Genomic DNA, 25,287 nt, shown 5'->3' with positions numbered 1-25,287 from the left:
CCATTAAAATCGGGGGTTCAAGGACACCTCTATTATAAACTTAATTTTCGGAAAAATCTATACATTTTCAAAAATTTTCAAGGTTCAGAAATTTATCGGGTTAGAACTAATCTTCTCCCCTAATAAGAACAGGCAAGCTTTTTCCGATGTCCTGCCCTAGGCCTAGCTTTTTATGGGATGATAGAACTTTTTCAGAACTCTAAGATAAGAGAGAAATTGTAATTGAAAATGGACTAGGAGAAGTCCGCTCCGGTCTGGCCTAGCCCTCAGGTGATGGCCACATCTTTTCTTGGCTAGCGAAAAATTTGTCACCTCCCCATCCTAGAAAACTGGAAGGATTGGATAAAAAGAGAGTGGGACAGAAATCAGTATTTCGTCAAGATGATTTCGTTGTCCCACCTCCGCACAGTTGATTTTGGTTTTCTCCAAGGGTCTCCCAGACCCTTGGACCTATCCCTGACTAGCAAGGGATAAGGAACTTACCGCCGCTTCGTTGGCATGTGATTGGCTAAATGCTGAAGCATAAAGCCAATCTTCACAAATCATCTACTACACCAAGCGTTTGATACTGCATAAATAAATGAGGCTGAGACATTTTGTCCCAACCTTATTCATGTAAGCCTAATTTTGTTTGTTGAGCCTGCCTTAAAGAAGCAGTTGGGCCAACTGCTTGGCAACGCCATCTTCTTCATTAGTGAATTTCGTCATAGCATCGGCATAGGGAAGAAGGGTATCGCTGGCATTTTTCATGGCGACGCCTTGTCCCGCATAGGCCAGCATCTCAGTATCATTATGTTCATCGCCAAAGGCAATCAGGTCCTGAGGGGACTTGCGCAGGCGCTCCAGCAGGTGTTTGAGAGCAAAGGCCTTATTGACCTCTTTGGGTGAAAATTCCAAGATATTGAGGGGGCCACCCCAGGAGTCCACTTCCAGTTGGTTGTCGAAGTGTTGGCGGATTTCATCGGCTAGGAGGTACTTGTCAGCCGCATGGGTCTGCATGAGTAGGGCATTGGGGTCGCGCGTGATTTTTTCTGGTTTCAGTTCCATTTTATCAATGATTTTTGGGACCCCAAAAATTTCTGGCGGAATCAGCTGGCGATTGTCCATGGTAATATAGAAGTTTTTGCGATATTCGCTAGCCAGAAAGTCTGTTTCAAAGGCCTGGTAGTGGTCCAAAACATCAAAGAGAAAGTCTTTGTCAATCTTCATGCTAAGCTCACCAGCCCACTTGCTTTCAGGAATATGGGTCAGGGCCCCATTGAAATTAATCATCGGCCCACCTAAGCCCAGGCGCTTGTAAGCTGCTAGGGACATACGATAGGGCCGTCCAGTTACGATGACAATTTGGTGTCCCTGTTCAGCGACTTTCCTGAGGGTTTTTACGGTATAGTCTGAAATGGAATTATCACTACGTAGAAGTGTTCCATCTAAATCTAAAGCAATAATCTTTTTGGTCATGCCTCCTATTATAACAGAAATAAAGCTAGGGTAGGGAAGTGGTGGTTGAATGGGGGACTTGGCGTTTGAAAATTATTTAGTATAAAACTTTATCGGAACAAAAGCATTGTTATCCGAACATTTATAAGGTATAATAAGATTATTGTTCAATAAAATCGAACAATTAAGCAAAAGTCTCAACTGCTATTGCAAAATCACTATCTTTTGGAGGAAACTGATTCTCAATGGAAAAGCTTTTCAAATTAAAGGAACACGGAACTGATGTCCGTACCGAAATCATGGCTGGTTTGACTACCTTCTTTGCCATGTCTTATATTCTCTTTGTCAATCCGGCTATTCTCAGCCAGACGGGCATGCCTGCTCAGGGTGTCTTCTTGGCGACCATTATTGGAGCTATTGCTGGGACCCTCATGATGGCTCTCTATGCCAACCTGCCATACGCTCAAGCGCCAGGGATGGGGCTCAATGCCTTCTTTACCTATACGGTTGTATTTTCGCTAGGTTATAGCTGGCAACAGGGTCTAGCCATGGTCTTTCTGTGTGGGGTCATCTCTTTAATCATCACCCTGACCAAGGTTCGTAAGATGATTATTGAGTCTATTCCAGCCTCTCTCAAATCAGCTATTTCAGCTGGTATCGGTGTCTTCTTGGCCTATGTCGGCATTAAGAATGCCGGTTTTATCCAGTTTGCCATTGACCCAGGCAAGTACACAGCAACAGGTAGCCTCAAGGGAGCTAAGGCTTCTATTACGGCCAATTCAGCTGCGACTCCTAGCCTAGTTCACTTTGATAATCCTGCCGTTATCCTGGCTCTGATTGGTTTGGCCATTACCATTATCTTCATTGTCAAGGGCATGAAGGGTGGCGTTATCATTTCTATCGCTCTGACCACGATTGTGGGGATTTTCATGGGCGTGGTTAACCTTGGTTCAATCAGCTGGGAAACCACTAATCTGGGGGCCTCCTTCCATGATTTCAAGACCCTCTTTGGGGCGGCACTTGGTAGCCAAGGTTTGGGCTCTCTCTTTTCTGAACCTGCCAAGATTCCTGGTGTTCTGATGACCATTTTGGCCTTCTCCTTGACCGATATCTTCGATACTATCGGAACCCTGATTGGTACGGGTGAGAAGGTGGGGATCATTGCCACAACTGGTGAAACTCACGAATCCGCTGGTCTGGACAAGGCCCTCTATTCTGACCTGATCGGAACTTCTGTTGGTGCCATCGCCGGTACTTCAAACGTAACCACCTATGTTGAATCGGCTGCTGGTATCGGAGCTGGTGGTCGGACCGGGATGACAGCCTTGGTCGTCGCCGTGCTCTTTGCCATCTCTAGCGTCTTCAGTCCCCTGGTTTCAATTGTACCAACTCAAGCAACGGCTCCAGTTCTGATTATCGTGGGGATTATGATGCTGTCTAACCTCAAGAATGTTAACTGGGAAGACCTTTCTGAAGCAGTACCGGCCTTCTTCACCTCAGTCTTTATGGGCTTTGCCTACAGCATTACTTATGGTATCGCAGCTGGCTTTATCACCTATACCCTCGTCAAGGTTATCAAGGGTCAAGCCAAGGATGTCCACCTTATCCTTTGGATTTTAGACCTTCTCTTCATTCTTGATTTCATTAGTTTAGCGATTTTATAAGAAATTAAGACCTTATACTCTTCGAAAATCAAAATTTTCCATCGTTAACTCACCTTGCCGCACCCCAGTACTGTCTTCGGTTCGTTGCCTCGGCTAATTTCGATTTTCATTGAGTATTAAATAGGGCTGGCGTCTCTGTGCCAGTCCTATTTTTCGGCCACCTCTCCTAGTAATTTTGGAAAATGATTGGAAGAGATTTTCTTTTTTGATATAATAAACACATGTTTTATAGTCACAACGAGGATGAACTGATGGCCATTGGGGCCAAGATAGGACAGGCTCTGCAGGCGAAGGATGTCCTTATTTTGACGGGCGATTTGGGGGCTGGTAAGACAACCCTAACCAAGGGAATTGCTAAGGCACTTGGCATTGGTCAGATGATTAAGAGTCCAACCTACACCATTGTGCGTGAATACCAAGGTGACCTCTCTCTCTACCATCTGGATGTTTATCGGATTGGTGATGATCCTGACTCCATTGATTTGGATGATTTTCTCTTTGGGGACGGTGTTACCGTTATTGAATGGGGGGAGCTCCTAGGCGAGAACCTGCCCGATGACTATTTGACCATAAAGATTGCCAGAATTGACGATGGTCGCCAGGTTTCCTTAGAAGCCAAGGGGGCTAGGTCCCAGGAGCTTTTGGAGGCCATCAATGGCTGAAGCAGAAGTACTTTTCGCAGAGGCTCAGGCCAGTGATGCCGGATCTTTGGTGGACTTTCTGGCTCAAGTCATGACTGAGAGTGATTTCATCACGCAGACCAGTCGCCTCTTGACCCAAGCAGAAATGGTAGAATTTTTGACGAGGCAACTAGCCAGTTCCAGAGATATCTGTCTGCTGGCTAAGTTAGGACAGAAAGTTATTGCCACCTTGAATCTGGTTTCCTATGAAAAAACGGGAGGCTATTGGGGGGATCTTTTTCTAGCCGTTGGTCAATCCTATCAAGGGGCTGGTCTGGGTCAGACCCTGATGGCGCTAGCCATTGATTGGACAGAGCAGGTTGGGAGTCTAGCAGGCTTAAGCTTAAGTGTCCAGGTTCGCAATCAAAGAGCCGTTCATATTTATGAGAAATTTGGTTTTGCCATTGATAGTCTCAAAAGGGCTGCTGTCAAAAGCAAGACTGGCCAAGAACTTGATATTTATTACATGAGTAGAGCAATAAAGTAAGGAATAGTATGAAAATCGGGAAGAAAATTTTTTTGATGGTGCTGACCATCCTTGCGACAACAGTGATTGCCTTTTTTATCTATACAAGGAATGTCCTTAATTTCTCTAACAGTCAGTTAGGAAAAACTTTTAAGCAGTACGGGAAGAACAGTAGCGCAATTGAGCAGACCAAACCCTTCTCTATTCTTTTGATGGGGGTCGATACAGGTGATTCTCAACGGAAAGAAACCTGGGAGGGAAACAGTGATACCATGATTTTGGTCACCGTCAACCCTAAGACCAAGGAAACGACCATGACCAGTTTAGAGCGTGACGTTTTGGTTAATTTGGCGGACAAGTCAGGTGATGAGGATCAGGCTAAATTAAATGCCGCCTATGCCAATGGTGGTACTAAGGAAGCCCTGTCGATCATCGGAAAGCTCTTGGATATTGACATTGACTACTATATGCAGGTCAATATGCAGGGGCTGGTTGACTTGGTTGATGCTGTCGGTGGTATCAAGGTCACCAATAATTTTGATTTCCCAATTTCTATTGAAGAAAATGAGCCTGAATACACAGCTAAGGTGGAACCAGGGACCCATCATATCAATGGGAATCAGGCTCTGGTCTATGCTCGGATGCGCTATGATGACCCTGAAGGGGACTATGGCCGTCAGAAACGGCAACGGGAAGTTATTCAAAAGGTTGTGGCTAAGCTCTTGGATATGGGAAGCAGTGTCAGCAACTACCAGAAAATCCTCAAGGCGGTCAGCAAGAACATGCAGACCGATATTGATCTCTCAACCAATAATCTACCTAACCTGCTAGGTTATCAGGATGCCATCAGCAATGTTAAAACCTACCAACTTAAAGGAACAGATGCCAATATCAATGGCGGTTCCTACCAGCTGGCTGATGCAGACGGTCTCTTGAAAATTCAAAATCGTATCAAGAAACAATTGGGACTCAAAGAGAATAGCAAGAAGGATCTTAAGACCAACGCTATCTTATATGAAGACTTTTACGGCGAAGGTAGTTTGGAGTCTTCGTACAGCTCTGATAGTTCTGGTTCATCTTCATATGGCAATGGTTACGATAGCTACAACTCAGGCCCAGCAGGTGGTGACACAGGCGGAGCAACCAATGGCTATAGTAGTGGTGGAAATACCGGAGGCTATGCCCCAGCCCCATCCAGCGATGCTGGTAGTGGCGGTGGCTATAATAGTGGCGCTGAAAGCGGTGGCGGAGCGACTGGCTACTGATACCTCGGACATAAAGAAAAAAGGCAACTCAAGAAGAGCTTGAGTTGCCTTTTTCTATGTTGGCGGACGTATGCCTAGGTCAAAGTCTAGGGAAAATCCCAAATACACGGGAGCTCATATTCAATCCCAGCTAGCAAAATAGTCCCTAATATAACAAGATACAAAGGGCCGTATCGCTTTAGCGATCTTTCTGTAGAAAAATAGGAAACTGACGATGTGCGAGAATCGCACAAGGAGGTTTATCTTTTTTCCTAAGAAAGAGGCCCGTGTTCAATTAAAAGGCTCCCAGAATTGAGAGCCTTTTTGGCTAGGCAGATTTCCCTAGTCTCCCTGCCATTTTTCTAGTCTTTGGTTGATTTGGTTGAGGCGGGATTGGGCTTCTTGGTTGAAGACTTTGAACTTATAGGTCAGGTCTTCTTTGTAGTCCTTGATGATGTCGGCCTCTTGGCTGATAATTTGTAACTGGTCCTGAATGATTTCCCAGTCCATCTGAGCCCTGTCAAAGGCCTCCAAGCTTTTTGCCAGTCCTGCCCTTATTTTTTCGCGATTGTCGTAAGCCTTATAGGCGCCATAGGCTAGCAAGCCAAGCAAGGCTAAGTTGCGGATTTTCATGCTTTCACCTCACTAGCGATGGCTTGGGCCAATTGTCCCAGAGCTTCAAAGTCGGGTTCATGTTCGGTAAAGGTAATGCCAACTTCATCCTGATCGCTGTAGCGAGGAATGATGTGAATGTGGGCATGGAAGACCGTCTGGCCAGCAACTTCCTCATTATTATTGAGAATATTAAGGCCCTTGGCTCCAGTTGCGGTCTTGATTGCTCGTGCTAACTTAGGTAGGCGAGCGAAGACATCAGCTGCAGTCTGGTCAGACATCTCCAGCATATTGCGAACGTGCTCCTTGGGAATGACCAGGGTGTGTCCCTTGGTGGTTTGCGAAATATCTAAGAAGGCTAAAACCTTCTCGTCTTCGTAGATTTTAGATGAAGGGATTTCTCCAGCAATAATTTTACAAAAAATACAATCAGACATAGCTTTCCTCACTTTTCCTGTTGGCTTTCAAAGGGGGCAAACCCCAAAGCTTATCAAGTTTTTGATATAATGATTATATCAAATTTTAGAAGAGAAAGTTATGTTGAAAATTGACAAGATGACAGGGGGATACCGTAATATCCCTGTCTTAAAAGAGATTTCCTTTGCGGTTCCTGATGGTCAATTGGTGGGTCTGATTGGCCTCAATGGGGCAGGAAAATCAACAACCATTAAGGAGATTATTGGACTTCTGACTCCCTATCAAGGGAGCATTAGTATTGATGGTCTCAGCTTAGCCCAGGATAAGGAAGCCTATCGGAAAAAAATTGGTTTTATCCCAGAGACGCCTAGCCTCTACGAGGAATTGACTCTGAAAGAGCACCTAGAAACAGTAGCCATGGCCTATGATATTGCCTTGGATGTGGCCTTGGAGCGTTCTCAAAAATTGCTTAAGCTTTTTCGTCTGGAGGATAAATTGGACTGGTTCCCTGTCAATTTTTCTAAGGGGATGAAGCAGAAGGTCATGATTATTTGTGCCTTCATTGTGGAGCCCCGTCTCTTGATTGTGGATGAACCCTTCTTGGGTCTGGATCCACTTGCCATCAATGATTTGACCGCTCTTTTAGAGGAAGAAAAGGCTAAGGGGACCTCTATCCTTATGTCCACCCATGTCTTGGATTCAGCTCAAAAGATGTGTGATAGCTTCGTTATTCTCCATAAGGGACAAATCAGAGCTCAGGGAACCTTGGCAGACCTGCGGGCTAGTTTTGGTCAGGCAGATGCCGACCTTAATGACATCTACATGGATCTGACAAAAGAGGGCTGACTATGAAAGAAGTATTTGCTAAACGTCGCTTGGATTTCAATCAGCAGTGCCTCAAGTATCTTCGTTATGTTTTCAATGACCATTTTGTTTTAGTTTTGGTCTTCCTCCTGGGTTTTATCCTATATCAATACAGCGATCTGCTCAAGCATTTTCCTAAAAATCATTGGCCCATGATTGTCGGACTGGCTCTTGTCAGTTTGGTCCTGCTCTGGATAGGACGGGTGGCGACCTATCTGGAGCCTGCCGATCAGGTCTTTCTTTTGCCCCAGGAAGATGCCTTGCTTGGCCTAGTCAAGCAGGCAAGGTTGCGGAGTTTCCTAGTCTGGGGAGGCTTGCAAACCTTCTTCTTATTGATTCTGGCGCCCCTTTTTCTCGCCCTAGGCTTGTCAAAAATCGGCTTTGGAGTCTTGCTCCTTGCTATGCTGGTCATCAAGGGAGGCCTAGTTCTTTTCAAGAGTCGTAGACTCCTGACCGGTGGATATTTGAATTGGGAAGAAGCCCTAGCTCAGGAACAGGGACGAAAGCAGGCTATCCTGAAATTTTATTCCCTCTTTACCAAGGTTAAGGGAATTTCCAGCCAAACCAAGCGCCGAGCCTATTTAGATTTTCTCCTGGCTGGTTTGGCCAAAAAACACTCCAAGCTCTGGTCTAATCTCTATTTGCGAGCTTATTTACGTAGTGGGGATTATTTGGCCTTGACCCTGCGTCTTCTCTTTCTCAGCCTAATCAGCCTGATCTTTATCAAGACTGGCCTGGTTGCCCTAGCCCTGACCCTGCTCTTTGATTACCTCTTGCTCTTTCAACTTCTGGCTTTAGCCAAGCATTACGATTATCAATATTTAACCCAGCTCTTTCCTCTTGAGATGAGCCTGAAAAAGGCCAATCTCAGGCAGGTCCTACGTGGCATTCTCTACGGTCTGGTTTTGCTTCAAGGAATTTTCTTGCTAATTTTTGCCTTTTCCTGGCAAAATTTGGTTCTCTTACTTGGCATCAGTCTCCTGCTAGTGGAGCTTTATCTGCCCTATAAGCTTAAGCATTTACTTGCTTGAAGCAGTCTAATAAAAAGGCTAGGTCTTCATGTTGACGCAGCCTGATAAAACCAGTAAAATAAGAGAGCGATAAAAAGCTGGTCTCCGCTGGACTTGTGGAGGATTGGTTTATTCTGGATGAATGGGCTTGGGATAAGAAGTGCTGTGGTCCAGCCAGCCATCTTTAACGTTTCAGTCCTTAAAGAAATATCATGGAGGAAAATGATTTGGTTACAACCGATTCAGATTTAACCCTAAAACCCCTTCGGGGCAAGAGTGGTAAGGCCTATGTTGGGACCTACCCTAATGGAGATCGGGTCTTTGTCAAGATGAATACTACCCCAATTTTGGCTGCCCTAGCTAAGGAGCAGATTGCCCCTCAACTCCTCTGGGCCAAACGTATGTCCAATGGCGATGTGATGAGCGCTCAAGAATGGCTCAACGGTCGCATTCTCAACAAGCAGGATATGACTAGCAAACAAATTATCCAGATTCTTTTGCGGATGCATCGCTCCAGGACCTTGGTCAACCAACTCATGCAGCTCAATTATCGGATTGAAAAGCCTTATGACTTGGTTGTGGATTGGGAAAATAATGTTCCTGAACAACTGCGGGCCAACTCCTTCTTGCAATCTATTGCTAGGGAATTGAAGGATAACCTGCCAGAATTTGACCGCGATAAGGCGACTATTGTGCATGGGGATTTGCGGCACAGCAACTGGGTCATCACGACCAGCGGTCTCATCTATTTGGTGGACTGGGACTCAGTCCGCCTGACCGACCGCATGTATGATGTGGCCTACATGCTTAGCCACTATATTCCTTACACCCATTGGAATGAATGGCTCAGCTATTATGGCTACAAGACCAATGATTTGGTCATGAACAAGGTTGCCTGGTTCGGACAATTATCCTACTTGACCCAGATTCTCAAGTGCTACGATGAAAATGATATGGAGCATGTCAATCAGGAAATTTACGACCTGCGCAAGTTCCGTGAAATTATTGGGAAGAATTAGATGCGAGCTAGAAGACGTAAGGGTGCCGAAGAGCACCTCGCCAACAACCCACATTTTGTGATTTTGAACCCCGAAGATGCCAAGGGGCATTGGCGGGAGATTTTTGGCAACGATAAACCTATTCATATTGAGGTCGGTTCTGGCAAGGGAGCCTTTATTACGGGGATGGCCCTGCAGAATCCAGACATCAACTATATCGGCATTGATATTCAGGTCTCAGTCCTTAGCTATGCCTTGGACAAGGTTCTAGCTAGTGGGGCAGAAAATATTCGTCTCCTCCAGGTTGATGGTTCCAGCTTGACCAACTATTTTGCGGATGGCGAAATTGATCTCCTCTATCTCAATTTCTCAGATCCCTGGCCCAAGAAAAAACACACCAAGCGTCGGCTGACCTACAAGACCTTCTTGGATACCTATAAACAGATTTTGCCTGAGCATGGTGAGATTCATTTTAAAACCGATAACCGAGGCCTTTTCGAATACAGTCTAGCTAGTTTTTCTCAGTATGGCATGATTCTCAAGCAAGTCTGGCTGGACCTCCATGCTAGCGATTTTGAGGGTAATGTCATGACCGAATATGAGAAGAAATTCTCCGACAAGGGTCAGGTCATCTATCGGGTGGAAGCTCACTTTTAGCTCTATGGTCAAGTTGCTAGTCTAATCTGTTCGACGGGGTTAATACCCCTTTTAGAAGGATTGACCTAGGACTAACACAAGCCTCCATCAAGCCATAGTAAAGCTGTCTCGAAAAAATCATTTTGAAAAATTGATAATTCATGTTATAATGTCATTCGTTGACATTTCTTGGAGAGGTCGCATAGTGGCCGAGTGCGCACGCTTGGAAAGCGTGTAGTCCTTAACGGGGCTCGGGGGTTCGAATCCCCTCCTCTCCTTAACTAAGATACTAAGGGCGTTAAAAAAGACGTATGATTTTAGGGTCTACTTGAGAAATCCTGATTTTTCGATAGGAGACGTCTAAATCACTAGTCTTTTAGCCCGAGTTCAATTCCACAATCAAGATGGCTAAGTCTCCTTTGCGGTAAGACTTGCTAGGAAAACCGCTGAGGCGGTTTTTTTGTATTGTGAAATGAGTTACGAAGGCGCAGTTGAGATTTATTATTTAGAATAACCTGGTTAGGTTTAGCCTAGACATAATTAAAAAGTTTACTGTTGAAAATTTTTTAGAAGAAGAGAATCAAGCTTGAAAGGGAACACTGACCTCAATAACGGAACTGAAGAGAAATACTCTATGAGACTTGTTTTCTTTTAATCAGCAAGAAATAATTAAAATTAGTAATTAATTTAAGAAAACACTTGCAAATGCAACTATTTCACCTATAATAGGATTGAAAGGGGTTGAAGATATGAAAAATTTAAGATTTTCACCATGGCACTATGCTAAAAAGTATTTTGTTGGTCTATCGTGTGTTACTGTGCTGGCAGCTGCTAGCTTTATTGCGAAGCCAGTTCTTGCAGACACTGTAGAGACAGAACCAACAAATACAAGTGAAATACTCATGACCACAAATCAAAGCCAACCTAGTACGGATGTTGAGACTGTTACCCCTCCTACTACAGAAACTAGTTTGAACACCCTAAAGACTGAACTTGGCTCCCAGGCTTCTAATGGTACCTCAGAGGATACTGTTCCTCAAGCAGTATCGTCCAATTCTGAAGTTCCCGCTACCTCTTCAGCAGATTCATATACAGGAGGAGATAATGTTTCTGTCTCAGCCAAAAACAATTTAGTCACTTCCGAATCTAAGGGTTATCATAGTGACGAACAGGGGAATTGGTATTACGCTGATGGCAATGGGAATAAGTTAACCGGGGCTCAGATCATTGATTCTGTCAAGGTCTACTTTGATGAGAACGGCATCCAAGTCAAAGGGAACTTTGCCCCCGATGGCCATTATTATGACAAAGATAGCGGGGCTATGTTGACTAAACGTTATGTCGAAGTGGCCGGCAATTGGTACTATGTTAATGACAAGGGCGATAAATTAATTGGTACCCAAACGGTTGACTCTGTCAAGGTCTATTTTGATGAGAACGGCATCCAAGTCAAGGGGAACTTTGCCCCCGATGGCCATTATTATGACAAAGATAGCGGGGCTATGCTAACTAAACGTTATGTCGAAGTGGCCGGCAATTGGTACTATGTTGATGGCAATGGAAATAAGTTGATCGGTGCTCAAACGGTTGATTCTGTCAAGGTCTACTTTGATGAGAATGGTGTCCAAGTCAAGGGTGCCTTTGCACCAGCCAAAGAAAGTATTTTTTCACCAGATAGACATTACTATGATAAAGATAGTGGTGCCTTGGTGACGAATCGTTACGTTGAGGTGGATGGCAATTGGTATTATGTTGATGAAAACGGCAGGATGTTGACGGGATATCACACGATTGACGGTGTTGAAGTTTACTTTTCTGAATATGATGGTCATCAGGCTAAAGGGGAGTTTTCAGGAAATGGTGATACTGGAGACTTCTATGATTGGGATTCTGGAGCTAGAATTACTGGTAAAGAAGGAACTCCAAAATTTATTAAAACTAGGTCAGGTCACTGGTATTATCTCAATGAAAAGGGGAACAAAGTGACCAGCATTCAGATCATTGATGGAAATATTTACTATTTTGGTCTTCCAACTAAAAAATATTACTATGGTATGCAATCAAGGGGCGAGTTAGTCTATGCTTATTATAGTGATTTTATTCCTAATAGTAGCCACATCTACTATACCGATCCTGAGACTGGTGCGGCTTGGAAAAATCGCTACGTCGATTGGGAAGGTAGCCGTTATTACATGGGACCAGAAGGCTATGCTCTAATCGGAGAGGCAGTTGTCAATGGTCAAACTGTTTATTTCCATAGAGACGGTAAGCAAGCTCGGGGTGAATTGATTACCGAAAATGGCGTAACTCGCTACTATGCCCCTGATTCTGGGGTGCGAGTTCGCAATACTAAACTGACTATTGATGGTGTAACCTATAGTTTTAATGCTGATGGGGACGGAACCATCATCTCCGATTAAAAGCAAGTTGTTAGGCGGGTAGCTAGTATCATTGACTGATGTTGGTTACAATTTGTGATTTTGATAGTTGACTTCGGCGATATCGTTAGACAACTATCATCAAAGGGTCTCAGTTTCTAGAGAAAAGAGAAGATGTGACTAGAGGTCCGTTGTTAAACCGCCAATTCTCCCATTTTTGATTGAAATGCTAAAAACTTACTAGCCTATTCCTTGCAACAGGTTAATCATACAGTCGAAGATATAGCCTGATAAAAGTTAGTAAGGGATATAGAAAACTTTTCAAGAATTCTTGGTCAACAGTCTAAGAATACGTAATAGGTTGACCTTGTCCCTTGCAATTAGGGGGCTGACGTGCTATACTATAGGAAATAATACAGAGAGGGGCGAAGTTGGATGACTTCGCCTCTTGTCTATGTATGGATTTGTTTTCCTTTTCATGAGGGGAAAACTAGAAAGCAGAGGTAAATCTTATCGCTAATCAGACGCTTATTGATACGGTTACTCAGGTTGTTGCTCCTGCTATTCCCCAGCCTTTTGAGCTGGTTGATGTGGAATATGAAAAGATGGGGGCTGATTATGTCCTGTCTATTCTGGTAGATAAGCCAGAGGGTATTACGGTGGATGATACGGCTGAGTTGACGGATATTATTAGTCCGCTCTTGGATACCATCAAGCCTGATCCCTTCCCCAGCCAGTACATGTTGGAAATTTCCAGTCCCGGTTTGGAGCGGCCCTTGAAGACAGCTGAAAGTCTCGAGGCAGCTATCGGCTCCTACATCAATGTCAGCCTCTACAAGGCCATTGACAAGGTTAAGGTTTTTGAAGGAGACTTGCTTGATTTTGATGGACAAACCTTGACCCTGGAATATCTGGATAAGACCCGTAAAAAGCAGGTGGAAATTCCTTATTCGACTGTTGCCAAGGCTCGAATGGCTGTCAAACTTTAGGCAAAAGGATGACCCCCTAGCCAGTTGCCTTAGGCTTTTGCTGGGAATCTAGGTCTAGTCAAAATTGTTAAAGACTTTGAATTTCATTGGGAATTCAAGATGATTGAAAATATAGAAAGGATGCCTAGTCCACTTAAAGGTGGACGAAAAAACTTATGAGCAAAGAAATGCTAGAAGCCTTCCGTGTTCTGGAAGAAGAAAAACACATCGACAAAAACGACATCATTGATGCGGTGACCGAATCGCTTAAATCTGCCTACAAGCGTCGCTACGGTCAATCCGACAGCTGTGAGGTTGAATTTAATGAAAAAACTGGTGATTTCCAAGTCTACAGTGTGCGTGAAGTTGTCGAAGAAGTTTTTGATAGCCGCTTGGAAATCAGTCTAGCTGATGCCCTCAAGATTAGCTCAGCCTATGAGCTGGGGGATAAGATTCGTTTTGAAGAATCTGTCAAAGAGTTCGGCCGTGTGGCTGCCCAATCCGCTAAGCAAACCATCATGGAAAAGATGCGTCGTCAGATGCGGGAAATTACCTACAATGAGTACAAGGAGCACGAAGGTGAAATCATGACCGGAACGGTTGAGCGTTTTGACCAACGTTTCATCTACGTTAACCTGGGCTCGATTGAAGCCCAGCTCTCCCACCAGGACCAAATCCCTGGGGAAACCTTCAAATCACACGACCGCATTGAGGTTTATGTTTATAAGGTGGAAAACAATCCTCGCGGGGTCAATGTTTTCGTGAGTCGGAGCCATCCACAATTCATCAAGCGCATCATGGAACAAGAAATTCCAGAAGTTTTCGATGGTACTGTGGAAATCATGAGTGTCTCCCGCGAAGCTGGCGACCGGACCAAGGTTGCGGTTCGTAGCCATAACCCTAATGTGGATGCCATCGGGACCATCGTTGGTCGTGGCGGTGCCAACATCAAAAAGGTTGTCAGCAAGTTCCACCCAGTTCGCCTAGATCCTAAGTCAGGTTTGGCTGTTCCTGTTGAAGAAAATATCGACGTTATCCAATGGGAAGAAGATCCAGCTGAATTTATCTACAATGCCATTGCCCCAGCGGAAGTTGACTATGTTATCTTCGATGATGAAAACAGCAAACATGCAACGGTTGTTGTGCCAGACAATAAATTGTCCTTGGCTATCGGTCGTCGTGGTCAGAATGTCCGCCTAGCGGCTCATTTGACTGGCTACCGCATTGATATCAAGTCAGCGACAGAATACGAAACCATGGAAGCCCAGGCTGAGGAAGCCTATGAGGCCGATGACCTGGCTGAAGAGTCAAGTTCAGAAATTCTGGAATCAGCAGAAGGCCTAGAAGAGGTTCAAGAGGCTGATCAAATTGACGCAGAAGCTCAAGAGCAAGCGGAAGTTGAAGAAGCTCAAGACCTTGACGAAGCTATAGAGAGCCAAGAGATTGAGGCTGAAGCTCCAGTAGAAGAAGCTGAGTCAGCGGACCAAGACTAAGAAACAAGGAAGGTCTTATATGGCTAAAACCAGAAAAATACCTTTGAGAAAATCAGTTGTTTCCGGTCAAGTGATTGACAAGCGAGACCTGCTTAGGATTGTTAAAAATAAGGAAGGTCAAATCTTTATTGATCCAACAGGCAAGAAAAATGGTCGAGGAGCCTATATCAAGCTAGATAATGAAGAAGCTCAGTTGGCCAAGAAGAGACGGGTTTTCAATCATAGCTTTTCCATGGAAGTTCCTGAAAGCTTCTACGATGAATTGATTGCCTATGTTGATCACAAGGTTAAAAGAAGAGAGTTGGGCCTTGACTAATTTAGAAAAATTATCCAATTTACTGGGTCTAGCCCAGCGAGCAGGCGCCCTAACCTCTGGTGAGGATTTGGTCATCAAGGCCATCCAACAGCACCAGACTAGGTTGGTCTTCCTGGCTCATGATGCGGCTCCAAATTTGACCAAAAAAGTAACTGATAAATGCCAATATTACGCTATAGAAGTCTCCACAGTGTTTTCAGCACTGGAATTAAGCGTTGCCATCGGTCGCTCCCGCAAGGTTCTGGCCGTGACTGACGCTGGATTTGCAAAGAAAATGAGGACTCTTATGAACTAAAGGAATAGGAGGACATGATTTGTCTAAGAAAAGATTGTACGAAATTGCCAAGGAACTTGGCAAACCAAGTAAAGATGTGGTGGAAAAGGCCAAGAGTTTGGGCTTGGATGTCAAGAGCCACGCTTCTAGTGTCGAAGATGCTGATGCCAAACGCATTGCCAGCAGTTTCTCAGCTAGTCAGGCTCCAGCTAGTAAACCAGTAGCTCAAAAACCTAAGGCGTCAGAAAGTTCTGCCCCTGCCAAACCTGCTCAAGCTCCAAAGGCGGAGCAGGAGGCTAAGGCCAGCTCGACTCAAGAAGTCAAGCCAGCCCAAGCCAGCCAGTCGGTACCAAGTCAAGCAACTCAGGCTAAACCTGCTACCAAGCCCAAACCAAAAATTCGCAACTTTAAGGCTGAGCGTGAAGCTAAGGCCAAGGCTGAAGCTGAACGCCGCCAAAACCAAGGGGGCAAGGGCAAGCAGAATAATCGAGGCGACCGTCGCAATAATGAGCGTCGTAGGGACAACCGTCCAGGAAACCGCAATGACCGCCGAGATAATCGTGGTCAAGCTAATAACCAAGGACCACGGATTGATTTCAAGGCCAGAGCAACTGCCCTAAAAGCTGAACAAAATGCGGAGTACTCTCGCCAAAGCGAAGATCGTTTCCGTCAGGAACAAGAAAGCAAGTCTGTGGCAGCCCGTCGTCAAGAAGAGGCTCGTCAAAACAAGCGGAAAGCTCAAGAAGAAACTCAGGCTCAACCAAGTAAGCCAACGCCAGCAGCGGCTCCAACAGTAGCTGCAAAACCAGCCCCAGCCAAGGCCAAGGATACCCGTCGCAAGAAAGCTAATCGTTCAGACAAATCACGTGACTTTTCACATCAGAATGAAGATGGGCCAAAACAAAGTAAAAATAAGAAGTGGAATAATCAAAACCAAGTGAGAAACCAAAGAAACAGTAACTGGAATCATAAGAAGAAAAAAGGAAAGAACAACCGTAAGGATCAAGCTCCAAAACCAGTCACCGAACGTAAGTTCCATGAATTGCCTAAGGAATTTGAATACACTGAAGGAATGACGGTTGCTGATATCGCAAAACGTATCAAGCGTGAACCTGCCGAAATCGTTAAGAAGCTCTTCATGATGGGTGTAATGGCTACCCAAAACCAATCCTTGGATGGTGACACCATTGAACTCCTCATGGTGGATTATGGTATCGATCCTAAGAAAAAGGTTGAGGTTGATGATGCCGATATCGAACGTTTCTTTGTTGATGATGACTACCTCAATGAAGACCAATTGGTTGAACGTGCACCAGTCGTAACCATCATGGGACACGTTGACCATGGTAAAACAACCCTTCTAGATACTCTGCGAAATTCTCGGGTAGCCACAGGTGAAGCCGGTGGTATTACTCAACACATCGGTGCCTATCAAATCAATGCCAACGGTAAAAAGATTACCTTCCTAGATACCCCAGGACATGCAGCCTTCACTTCGATGCGGGCTCGTGGTGCCTCGGTTACTGATGTCACCATCCTGATTGTTGCTGCAGACGACGGCGTTATGCCACAAACTGTTGAAGCGATTAACCACTCTAAGGCTGCCGGTGTGCCAATTATTGTTGCCATCAACAAGATTGATAAACCAGGTGCCAACCCTGAGCGGGTTATCGGTGAGCTGGCTGAACACGGTGTTATCTCGACCGCTTGGGGTGGTGAGTCAGAATTCGTTGAAATTTCAGCTAAATTCGGTCAAAATATTGATGAACTTCTGGAAACTGTCCTTCTGGTTGCTGAAATGGAAGAGCTCAAGGCTGATCCAACCGTTCGAGCTATCGGTACCGTTATTGAAGCTCGTTTAGATAAGGGGAAAGGAGCTGTTGCAACTCTCTTGGTCCAACAAGGGACTCTACATGTTCAAGACCCAATCGTTGCGGGTAATACCTTCGGTCGGGTTCGGGCCATGACCAATGATCTGGGGCGTCGGGTGAAAGAGGCAGCGCCATCAACACCAGTATCTATCACAGGTCTTAATGAAGCCCCAATGGCTGGTGACCACTTCGCAATTTATGAAGATGAAAAAGCAGCTCGGGCTGCCGGTGAAGAACGGGCTAAGCGGGCTCTGCTCAAGCAACGTCAAATTACCCATCGTGTCAGTCTTGAAAACCTCTTTGATACCCTCAAAGATGGCGAAGTTAAGTCTGTTAATGTCATCATCAAGGCAGATGTGCAAGGCTCTGTCGAAGCACTAGCGACCTCTCTGCAAAAGATTGAAGTCGAAGGGGCTAAGGTCACCATCGTTCACTCGGCTGTCGGTGCTATCAACGAGTCTGACATTACTCTGGCTGAAGCTTCTAATGCCGTTGTCATTGGTTTTAATGTCCGTCCTACCCCACAAGCGCGGGCTCAAGCAGAAACTGATGAAGTTGAGATCCGTCTCCACAGCATTATCTACAAGGTTATCGAAGAAATTGAAGATGCCATGAAGGGAATGCTGGATCCTGAATTCGAAGAAAAGATTATCGGGGAAGCCCTTATCCGTGAAACCTTCAAGGTTTCTAAGGTCGGCACCATCGGCGGATTCTTGGTTACCAGCGGTAAAGTTACCCGCGACTCCAGTGTTCGGGTTATCCGTGACGGTGTCGTTATCTACGACGGTAAATTAGCCAGCCTGCGTCACTTCAAGGACGATGTCAAAGAAATCGGCAACGCCCAAGAAGGTGGTCTCATGATTGAAGGCTACAACGACATCAAGGTTGACGATACTGTCGAAGCCTACGTGATGGAGGAAATCAAACGCTAATCAGAATTGAAACTAAAGCTTCTAATTCTGATACGAGAACTGCTATGGCAGTTCTCTAAGCGTTATACTAACTCGAAGCATTAACTATTATCGAGTTAATGCTTCAAGCGTCGCAAGCGTTTGTTATTAAAACTGGAACTATCTTCCTAGTTTTTACACGGCAGCTACTAAGGTAGTCTGCCTAAACGCTATACTAGCATTCAAGCTCAACTATTATCAACTTGAGTTCGAATGCGTCGAAAGTCTAATCAGAATTGAAGCTAAAGCTTCTAATTCTGATACGAGAACTGCTATGACAGTTCTCTAAGCGTTATGCTAACTTGGAGCTTTAGCTATTATCGAGCTAAAGCTCCAAGCGTCGTAAACGTTAAGGGGTGAGAAAGTCTTGGTATGGCGAAGCCATCAATTTCGTTGTCTCACCCCCGCACAGTTGATTAGGTTGGCCGCTGTCACTTGTGACAAGGACAGCCAAACAACCACTGCGCTAAAATCGTATCAACGAATTTTTGAGGACTGGTAGCTATTGTCCCCCCAGTCTTATGTCAGCTACTATGATTACCTGACTAAGCGTTAAAACACTAATCAGAGTTGAAACTAAATGGAAAGAAGGCAAAGGATGGCTAATTCTTTTCGGACGGATCGGGTTGGTATGGAGATTAAACGAGAGGTTAACGAAATTCTACAAAAGAAGGTTCGTGACCCCCGTGTCTCTGGTGTCACCATCACCGATGTCCAAATGTTAGGAGATTTATCCCTGGCCAAGGTCTACTACACCATTATGAGTGACCTGGCTTCGGATAATCAAAAGGCCCAAACAGGTCTAGAAAAAGCTAAGGGAACCATCAAAAGGGAACTTGGCAAGAATCTCCAAATGTATAAAATTCCAGATTTAACCTTCATCAAGGACGAGTCCATTGCCTATGGTAATAAAATCGACCAGATGTTGCGTGATTTGGAAAGCAAGAAATAAAAAAGGCTCTCAAGGGAGCCTTTTCTCTTAGCTCATTCAAACAACTATTGAGGACCACTATGGAGCTGGAAAAATTATTAGCTGCTGATCCAGACATCATGAGAATTTTGTCAACTGTAAGAGACCTTGGCCTGTCGGATTCTTGGCTGGCTGCAGGAACCTTACGAAATTTCATCTGGAATAAATTATCACATCTGCCGGCTTTTGATGAGACGACCGATGTCGATATTGTATTTTTTGACAGAAAAGTTCCCTATGAGAAGACCAAGAAAATTGAAGCTCAGCTTCGACAAGTCTATCCGACCTACAACTGGGAGCTAAAGAATCAGAAAGATATGCACGGTCACAGCCCTCACACCTTACCTTATACCAGTTCTAGGGATGCCATCAGTAAATATCCAGAACGCTGTACAGCAATTGGGGCTAGGCTCGATGAAGAAGGACAGCTAGAAGTATTTTTACCCTATGGCTTAGAAGATATTCTGAACTTTGTCGTGAGGCCGACGCCACATTTTAAAGCGGACAAAGATAGAATGGCTCTGTACCAGAAGCGGTTGGCCGAAAAAAATTGGCAGGCCAAGTGGCCACAATTAAAGATAGAGAACTGATAAAAACAGACGTTAGAATTGACTTGCTCATTGGCAGGTCGATTTTTTATATAAAATTTTTATATAAAAAACCTTGACAAAGTTGCCATCAAGAACTATTCTATAGATGAGAGCAATGTATATTATTTTTATATATTTATAATTTTATATATAAGGAGGACAAGACTATGTTGATAAGTCGACATCTATCTTTCGGTTTTAACCGTCATAAAATCCTCAAGGATCTATCGCTTAACCTTGAGAATCGTAATCAGATTATTGCTCTGCTTGGTCCAAATGGAGCAGGGAAGACGACTCTCCTAAATATCTGGGCAGGATTCTATCAAAAATATAAGGGACAAATATCTAAAGACAGTTATAGAGCTTTTCTTCTACCTGATAGTCCTTTTATTCCCAAAGATATGACAATTGAATCTTGTCTCAAGGACTTTAAAAGTCTCTACTCTCATTTCAATGAAAAAAGAGTTAGACAAATGTTGAAGGATTTAAGGCTGGATCCTAAAAAGAAGGTAGCTGATTACTCGAAAGGAATGAAAGAGCAACTACACCTTGTTTTTGCTCTTGCTCAGGATGTTGACTATTACCTACTAGATGAACCCTTGGCTGGGGTTGACCCGCTGACACGGGAGATCTTGATTGATTTGATTAAGCGCTATCGTCGTCCCAATAGTGTTGCCATTATTAGCACCCATTTGGTTCAGGATATGGAAGAACTTTTCGACGAGGTTCTTATGATTAACGATGGAAAATTAATTCTGTATGAGAACGTTCGGGCTTTACAGGATGACTATCGAGGATTGGCTCTGGATGATATCTATAAGGAGGTGAACCGCAATGTTGGCACTTATTAAAAGGCTGTTGAAAGATAACGCCGGACTCTTTTACTATATTTATTCACTCGAGATTATCCTACGCTTGATAAAAAATATCTGGAAACAAGAAGCAATGATAGACATGATCCATAGCTTATGGGTCATGGTTGCGGCCACCCTCTTAATTATTTACTCAACCTACCGATTATATAGGCTAGCTTATACCAGAGATTCTTATTTTTACTACAGTTTAAAATACTCCATTCATCAGGTACTTTTAACCGGAACAGGGATAAATATAATTTTGAATTTAATCTTTTATTTGTTATACTGTCCGGCTAAAACCTTCGATTTGTTCGGTAAAACACTATCCCTAACTTCTTACTTTGTCCTCGTTGTAACCTTTCTCTATTTATTCCGAAGCTTATCTCATAAGGTTTTGGCGAGAAATATTTTCCTATCAACTTTATTAGGAACTCTAATCGCTTATCCTTTAGCCTTCTATAATACTTTTCAAGATAAGATGAAGCCGTTTTTCATCGGTGCCTCTTCTGGGATGGAAAAAGTCCATCAAATTTATACTTCGATTTTGCCAATCACTATTGAGAGATCGAGTGGCCTTCATATTTTGACTAGCACGAGCACGATGGTTAACCTTATTATCATCGGTTTAGGCCTCCTTGTTTATTTTGCTTCTAAGCCCTTGAAAGTTAATTGGTAAATCTACCTTATGAATGAAAGATTAGCAAAATAAGTTTGAACCACTTTTGTGGTTCCTTTTAAGTTCTTTCAGTTTACAAATGTAAATCATTCTGCTATAATACATCTACAAACGTAAACGAAATAAGTTCAAGAAAAGGTGGTTGCTATGATTTCAAATGCCGAATGGGAAGTACTGCGGGTGGTCTGGGCCAAGGGTCAGGCAAGCAGCAAGGACATCATTGGAGTTCTTGCTCAAAAGATGGACTGGTCTGAGTCAACTATCAAGACCCTGATTGGTCGTTTGGTGGAGAAAAAGATTCTCCAAAGCAGGCGGGAAGGTCGGTCCTTTATCTATTGGACAGAAATTTCCGAAGAGGAGGCCAACCTAGCTAATCTGCGGACGGAGCTGGCCAAGATTTGTCAGACCAAGCAGGCTGGACTGCTGGGACAAATCCTAGCTGAGACTCCTATGACAGCCCAAGACCTCCAAGGCTTGCAAAAGATTTTAGACCGCAAGCAGGTTCTGGACCAGGTTCCTTGCAATTGTACACCTGGTCAATGTCGCTGTCAGGAACATGTTAATAGTCCTGAAAAGGAAGAGGTGGTGATTTAGATGGCTCAAGAAACTTACTTAATTGATGGCATGACCTGTGCCTCCTGTGTGGCAACGGTTGAAAATGCCGTTAAAAAATTGCCGGGCATGACCAGCTGTTCGGTCAACCTGACGACCGAAAAAATGGCGGTCTCCTATGACGACAGCCAGGTCAACCAAGAAAAAATTGAGCAAGCTGTAGCAGATGCTGGTTATGGAGTCAAGCTCTTTATCGAAGGGCAAGCAGCCAGCCAGGAAGAGCGGGAAGAAAAACGCTTAGCGGGCATGAAGCAACGGTTGATTTGGTCAACGATTTTCACCTTCCCCCTGCTTTATATTTCCATGGGCTCGATGATGGGTCTCCCCCTGCCAGCCTTCTTAGAGGCGGCCAGTCATCCTCTGACCTTTACCCTGGTTCAGTTGGTCCTGACCCTTCCGGTTATGGCCATTGGTTGGCACTTTTACCGGACTGGCTTTAAGACCCTCTTCAAGGGGCACCCCAATATGGATAGCCTGGTGGCTGTGGCCACGACTGCAGCCTTTCTCTACAGTCTGGCTAGCACCTACCACGTTTTTCTGGGGCACGCTCATCATGTCCACCAACTCTACTTCGAGTCGGTCGCTGTCATCTTGACCTTGATTACTTTGGGAAAATTCTTTGAAACCCTGTCCAAGGGTCGCACCTCTGAAGCGATTAAAAAGCTTATGCACCTCTCCGCCAAGGAAGCCCTAGTAGTCCGTGACGGTCAGGAAATTTTGCTGCCCATTGAAGAACTGGTTTTAGGGGACCAAGTTCTGGTCAAACCAGGGCAAAAGATTCCTGTTGATGGTCAAGTTCTCTCAGGCCACTCTTCGGTGGATGAGTCCATGTTGACAGGAGAATCTATTCCTGTAGAAAAGGCCATCGGCGACCAGGTCTACGGCGGTTCGATCAATAGTCAGGGTGCCCTAACCATTGAAACCCAGAAGCTGGGCAAGGATACCCTGCTGTCACAAATTATTAAGCTGGTTGAAGACGCCCAAGCCACCAAGGCCCCAATTGCCAAGATTGCTGACCAGGTTTCTGGTGTCTTTGTTCCCGTGGTTATGGGAATCGCCCTAGTGACCGGTCTGGCCTGGTTCTTCCTGGGCGGTCAATCCTTTAGCTTCACCCTGACAGTGGCTGTCAGCGTGCTGGTCATTGCCTGCCCCTGTGCTCTGGGACTGGCAACACCAACGGCCATTATGGTCGGGACAGGCCTAGCCGCTAAAAATGGTATCCTCTTTAAATCAGGAGACAGCCTTGAGTTGGCCCATCAGGTTGATACCATTGTCTTTGATAAGACAGGGACCCTGACCCGAGGCAAGCCTGAATTGGTCAGCCTGACCAGTTACCGAGTGGACTGGAACCGTGAGCAGCTCCTTAGAGCTGTGGCCAGCCTGGAAGCTCAATCCAGCCATCCTATTAGCCAGGCCTTGGTCGATAAGGCCAAGGAAGAAGGTCTGAGCCTGTCAGCCGTTCAGGATTTTGAAAATTTGGCTGGCTTTGGCCTTAAAGGCCAAGTCGCCGGTCAAGAACTTCTGGTCGGCAACAAGGCCCTTATGGAAAAGGAAGAGGTGGACTTATCTTCTGCTCAAGCTGATTTTGTCCAGCTGACCCAAGAAGGGCAAACGCCAATCTTTGTGGCCAGCCAAGGGCAACTGCTTGGCCTCCTGGGTGTAGCCGACCAGCTTAAGCCCGATAGCCAAGCGGCCATCCAAGCCTTGCAAGCCAAGGGAATTGAGGTCGTTATGTTGACTGGTGACAATGAACAAACCGCTCAAGCTATCGCCCAAGAGGCTGGTATTAATCGGGTCATCAGTCAGGTTCTTCCTGACCAGAAGGCTCAGGCTATCTCGGACCTGCAAGCGGCTGATAAGAAGGTGGCCATGGTTGGGGATGGCATCAATGATGCCCCTGCTCTGGCGACAGCCGACTTGGGGATTGCCATGGGAGCAGGAACTGATATTGCCATTGAATCAGCTGACATTGTCCTCATGAAGCCTGATTTGCTAGATGTCCTCAAGGCTCTAGAAGTTAGTCGAGCGACCATTAGGACCATCAAGTTCAACCTTTTCTGGGCCTTTATCTATAATATCTTGGCTATACCGGTTGCTATGGGTCTGCTCTACCTCTTTGGTGGCCCCCTTCTCAACCCCATGCTGGCTGGCCTTGCCATGAGCTTCAGCTCAGTTTCTGTAGTTCTCAATAGCCTAGGGCTGAATTACCATAAGGTCTAAGCAATTAAAATGAAAGAAAATTTGTCTCATTAGGTCCTTGCCGAAATCTCAATGGCCTAATAAAGTGTATCTGAAAGGAATCTCTTATGTCAAAAACCTATCACGTTAGCGGAATGAAATGTGACGGCTGTGCCAAAACCGTTCAAGAAAAATTAGCAGCTGTCAAGGGTGTCGAGTCAGCCCAAGTCGACTTGAACAAGAACCAAGTGACCATTGAAGGCAATCCTTGGAAACTGTCACTTAAACGAGCCCTCAAGGACACCAAGTACCAATTGGGTAGCCAAGTCTAAACAAAAAAACTTTGCTAGGTGGGGCAGACCAAGTTTCTCCTTTCTGTTGCCTGGTTTTAGAAAGCTTAGAGGCAATCACTCCCCTATGCTTCAAATTCCGTAGCAAATAATTGGCAAAGCTCCGAAAATTCGTTAGAATGACAGTAAAAATAAGATAGAAAAAGGTGATTCTATGGCAGAAGTCGTAACTGATAAGACATTTGAAGAAGAAACCAAGGATGGCTTGGTTCTCGTGGACTTTTGGGCAACCTGGTGTGGCCCTTGTCGTATGCAGGCTCCAATCCTAGAGCAACTCTCAGAAGAATTGGACGAAGATGAATTGAAAATCGTCAAATTGGACGTAGATGAAAATCCTGCTACCGCCCAAAAATTCGGTATTATGTCCATCCCAACCCTGCTCTTCAAGAAAGACGGCCAAGTCGTCAAGCAGGTCGCTGGTGTCCACACCAAGGACCAACTCAAAGCCATCGTAGCAGAGCTGGCCTAAGCCAGATTTCGGCCTGACTGCTCGGCTAGAACAGTAGCCCACAAGGTTCTTGGAATCTGGAAATCAGTAAAGGTCCAGCCTCCTTTGAAGTCAAGGCTGATCTTAGCCTAAATGAAAACTAGAGGACCGCGAGGTTCTCTTTTTTGAATTTCCATATTTTTTGATTTTTGAAGAGGATAAGCAAGGCCTATTCTTCCAGGTTGAGCATTCCTTTGCTTCTTTATTGTCAAGGCTTCTTATCTCATACCAAAAGTCTGGTATCTGGTAGTCCCTATCCTTGTCACCAAATCTTAATCCTTTAAGAAAA

The 25,287-nt window shown here is 44.9% G+C and carries 25 protein-coding genes and 1 tRNA gene; 23 read left to right on the top strand and 3 right to left on the bottom strand.

What is annotated here, in order from left to right:
• Window positions 1-645 precede the first annotated feature (645 nt).
• On the bottom strand, window positions 646-1,458 hold the full coding sequence (locus DYE66_RS00355) for a Cof-type HAD-IIB family hydrolase (RefSeq protein WP_002998761.1): 813 nt from the start codon (window positions 1,456-1,458) through the stop codon (window positions 646-648).
• Window positions 1,459-1,682: 224 nt separating this feature from the next.
• Here DYE66_RS00355 and DYE66_RS00350 point away from each other — a divergent pair, with 224 nt between their 5' ends.
• The 4 genes from DYE66_RS00350 (at window position 1,683) to lytR (ending at window position 5,512) form a co-directional block, all read left to right on the top strand.
• Complete coding sequence (locus DYE66_RS00350; protein ID WP_002998611.1) at window positions 1,683-3,101, top strand: NCS2 family permease; 1,419 nt, start codon at window positions 1,683-1,685, stop codon at window positions 3,099-3,101.
• 221 nt (window positions 3,102-3,322) lie between these two features.
• Window positions 3,323-3,763, top strand: coding sequence for a tRNA (adenosine(37)-N6)-threonylcarbamoyltransferase complex ATPase subunit type 1 TsaE (gene tsaE / locus DYE66_RS00345; RefSeq protein ID WP_002998751.1), 441 nt, complete (start codon window positions 3,323-3,325; stop codon window positions 3,761-3,763).
• Window positions 3,756-4,268, top strand: coding sequence for a GNAT family N-acetyltransferase (locus DYE66_RS00340; RefSeq protein WP_002998735.1), 513 nt, complete (start codon window positions 3,756-3,758; stop codon window positions 4,266-4,268). Before tsaE ends, DYE66_RS00340 begins: the two co-directional genes overlap by 8 nt.
• An 8-nt stretch (window positions 4,269-4,276) precedes the next feature.
• A complete protein-coding gene (lytR, locus tag DYE66_RS00335) occupies window positions 4,277-5,512 on the top strand; it encodes a glycopolymer--peptidoglycan transferase LytR (RefSeq protein ID WP_002998665.1) in 1,236 nt (411 codons plus the stop codon).
• Window positions 5,513-5,833: 321 nt separating this feature from the next.
• Here lytR and DYE66_RS00330 read toward each other — a convergent pair whose 3' ends face one another.
• Window positions 5,834-6,124 (bottom strand): hypothetical protein, encoded by a 291-nt coding sequence (locus DYE66_RS00330; protein WP_002998904.1) that lies wholly within the window; start codon window positions 6,122-6,124, stop codon window positions 5,834-5,836.
• Window positions 6,121-6,540, bottom strand: a complete 420-nt coding sequence (locus DYE66_RS00325) for an HIT family protein (protein WP_002998589.1) — start codon at window positions 6,538-6,540, stop codon at window positions 6,121-6,123. The genes DYE66_RS00330 and DYE66_RS00325 overlap by 4 nt, the downstream gene beginning before the upstream one ends.
• 100 nt (window positions 6,541-6,640) lie before the next feature.
• Here DYE66_RS00325 and DYE66_RS00320 point away from each other — a divergent pair, with 100 nt between their 5' ends.
• From DYE66_RS00320 to trxA, 19 genes are all read left to right on the top strand, one after another.
• Window positions 6,641-7,366, top strand: coding sequence for an ABC transporter ATP-binding protein (locus tag DYE66_RS00320; RefSeq protein WP_002998782.1), 726 nt, complete (start codon window positions 6,641-6,643; stop codon window positions 7,364-7,366).
• 2 nt (window positions 7,367-7,368) lie between these two features.
• Window positions 7,369-8,415 (top strand): ABC transporter permease, encoded by a 1,047-nt coding sequence (locus DYE66_RS00315; RefSeq protein WP_002998715.1) that lies wholly within the window; start codon window positions 7,369-7,371, stop codon window positions 8,413-8,415.
• Window positions 8,416-8,606: 191 nt separating this feature from the next.
• Complete coding sequence (ccrZ, locus tag DYE66_RS00310; protein WP_019782844.1) at window positions 8,607-9,413, top strand: cell cycle regulator CcrZ; 807 nt, start codon at window positions 8,607-8,609, stop codon at window positions 9,411-9,413.
• On the top strand, window positions 9,414-10,049 hold the full coding sequence (gene trmB / locus DYE66_RS00305) for a tRNA (guanosine(46)-N7)-methyltransferase TrmB (RefSeq protein ID WP_002998802.1): 636 nt from the start codon (window positions 9,414-9,416) through the stop codon (window positions 10,047-10,049). It abuts the gene before it with no gap.
• Window positions 10,050-10,219: 170 nt separating this feature from the next.
• Window positions 10,220-10,306, top strand: a tRNA-Ser gene (locus tag DYE66_RS00300).
• Window positions 10,307-10,930: 624 nt separating this feature from the next.
• Window positions 10,931-12,448 (top strand): hypothetical protein, encoded by a 1,518-nt coding sequence (locus DYE66_RS00295; protein ID WP_342352185.1) that lies wholly within the window; start codon window positions 10,931-10,933, stop codon window positions 12,446-12,448.
• Between the two features lie 470 nt (window positions 12,449-12,918).
• Window positions 12,919-13,395: a ribosome maturation factor RimP gene (rimP, locus tag DYE66_RS00290; protein ID WP_115324764.1), complete on the top strand. Its 477-nt coding sequence runs from the start codon at window positions 12,919-12,921 to the stop codon at window positions 13,393-13,395.
• 155 nt (window positions 13,396-13,550) lie between these two features.
• A complete protein-coding gene (gene nusA / locus DYE66_RS00285; RefSeq protein ID WP_019782848.1) occupies window positions 13,551-14,867 on the top strand; it encodes a transcription termination factor NusA in 1,317 nt (438 codons plus the stop codon).
• A 19-nt stretch (window positions 14,868-14,886) separates the two neighbouring features.
• Window positions 14,887-15,183 (top strand): RNase P modulator RnpM, encoded by a 297-nt coding sequence (gene rnpM / locus DYE66_RS00280; protein WP_019787802.1) that lies wholly within the window; start codon window positions 14,887-14,889, stop codon window positions 15,181-15,183.
• On the top strand, window positions 15,176-15,478 hold the full coding sequence (locus tag DYE66_RS00275) for a YlxQ-related RNA-binding protein (RefSeq protein WP_002998732.1): 303 nt from the start codon (window positions 15,176-15,178) through the stop codon (window positions 15,476-15,478). Before rnpM ends, DYE66_RS00275 begins: the two co-directional genes overlap by 8 nt.
• Window positions 15,479-15,497: 19 nt before the next feature.
• Window positions 15,498-18,260, top strand: coding sequence for a translation initiation factor IF-2 (infB, locus tag DYE66_RS00270; protein WP_115324762.1), 2,763 nt, complete (start codon window positions 15,498-15,500; stop codon window positions 18,258-18,260).
• Between the two features lie 616 nt (window positions 18,261-18,876).
• Window positions 18,877-19,230 carry a 30S ribosome-binding factor RbfA gene (gene rbfA / locus DYE66_RS00265; RefSeq protein ID WP_002998776.1) on the top strand — a complete coding sequence of 118 codons (354 nt, stop codon included), beginning with the start codon at window positions 18,877-18,879 and terminating at the stop codon, window positions 19,228-19,230.
• 59 nt (window positions 19,231-19,289) lie between these two features.
• A complete protein-coding gene (locus tag DYE66_RS00260; protein WP_002998981.1) occupies window positions 19,290-19,838 on the top strand; it encodes a nucleotidyltransferase family protein in 549 nt (182 codons plus the stop codon).
• A gap of 167 nt (window positions 19,839-20,005) precedes the next feature.
• On the top strand, window positions 20,006-20,689 hold the full coding sequence (locus DYE66_RS00255) for an ATP-binding cassette domain-containing protein (RefSeq protein ID WP_002998873.1): 684 nt from the start codon (window positions 20,006-20,008) through the stop codon (window positions 20,687-20,689).
• Window positions 20,673-21,371 (top strand): hypothetical protein, encoded by a 699-nt coding sequence (locus DYE66_RS00250; RefSeq protein ID WP_002998705.1) that lies wholly within the window; start codon window positions 20,673-20,675, stop codon window positions 21,369-21,371. Before DYE66_RS00255 ends, DYE66_RS00250 begins: the two co-directional genes overlap by 17 nt.
• A gap of 147 nt (window positions 21,372-21,518) precedes the next feature.
• Window positions 21,519-21,965 carry a CopY/TcrY family copper transport repressor gene (locus DYE66_RS00245; protein WP_002998634.1) on the top strand — a complete coding sequence of 149 codons (447 nt, stop codon included), beginning with the start codon at window positions 21,519-21,521 and terminating at the stop codon, window positions 21,963-21,965.
• Window positions 21,966-24,203, top strand: a complete 2,238-nt coding sequence (locus DYE66_RS00240; RefSeq protein ID WP_002998865.1) for a heavy metal translocating P-type ATPase — start codon at window positions 21,966-21,968, stop codon at window positions 24,201-24,203.
• Between the two features lie 86 nt (window positions 24,204-24,289).
• Complete coding sequence (copZ, locus tag DYE66_RS00235; RefSeq protein ID WP_002998729.1) at window positions 24,290-24,493, top strand: copper chaperone CopZ; 204 nt, start codon at window positions 24,290-24,292, stop codon at window positions 24,491-24,493.
• Window positions 24,494-24,665: 172 nt separating this feature from the next.
• Window positions 24,666-24,980, top strand: coding sequence for a thioredoxin (gene trxA, locus DYE66_RS00230; RefSeq protein WP_002998870.1), 315 nt, complete (start codon window positions 24,666-24,668; stop codon window positions 24,978-24,980).
• The last annotated feature ends 307 nt before the right edge of the window (window positions 24,981-25,287 follow it).

The sequence above is a fragment of the Streptococcus downei MFe28 genome, assembly GCF_900459175.1.
Classification (GTDB): Bacteria; Bacillota; Bacilli; order Lactobacillales; family Streptococcaceae; genus Streptococcus; species Streptococcus downei.
This window is presented reverse-complemented; position numbering and strand designations above follow the sequence as displayed.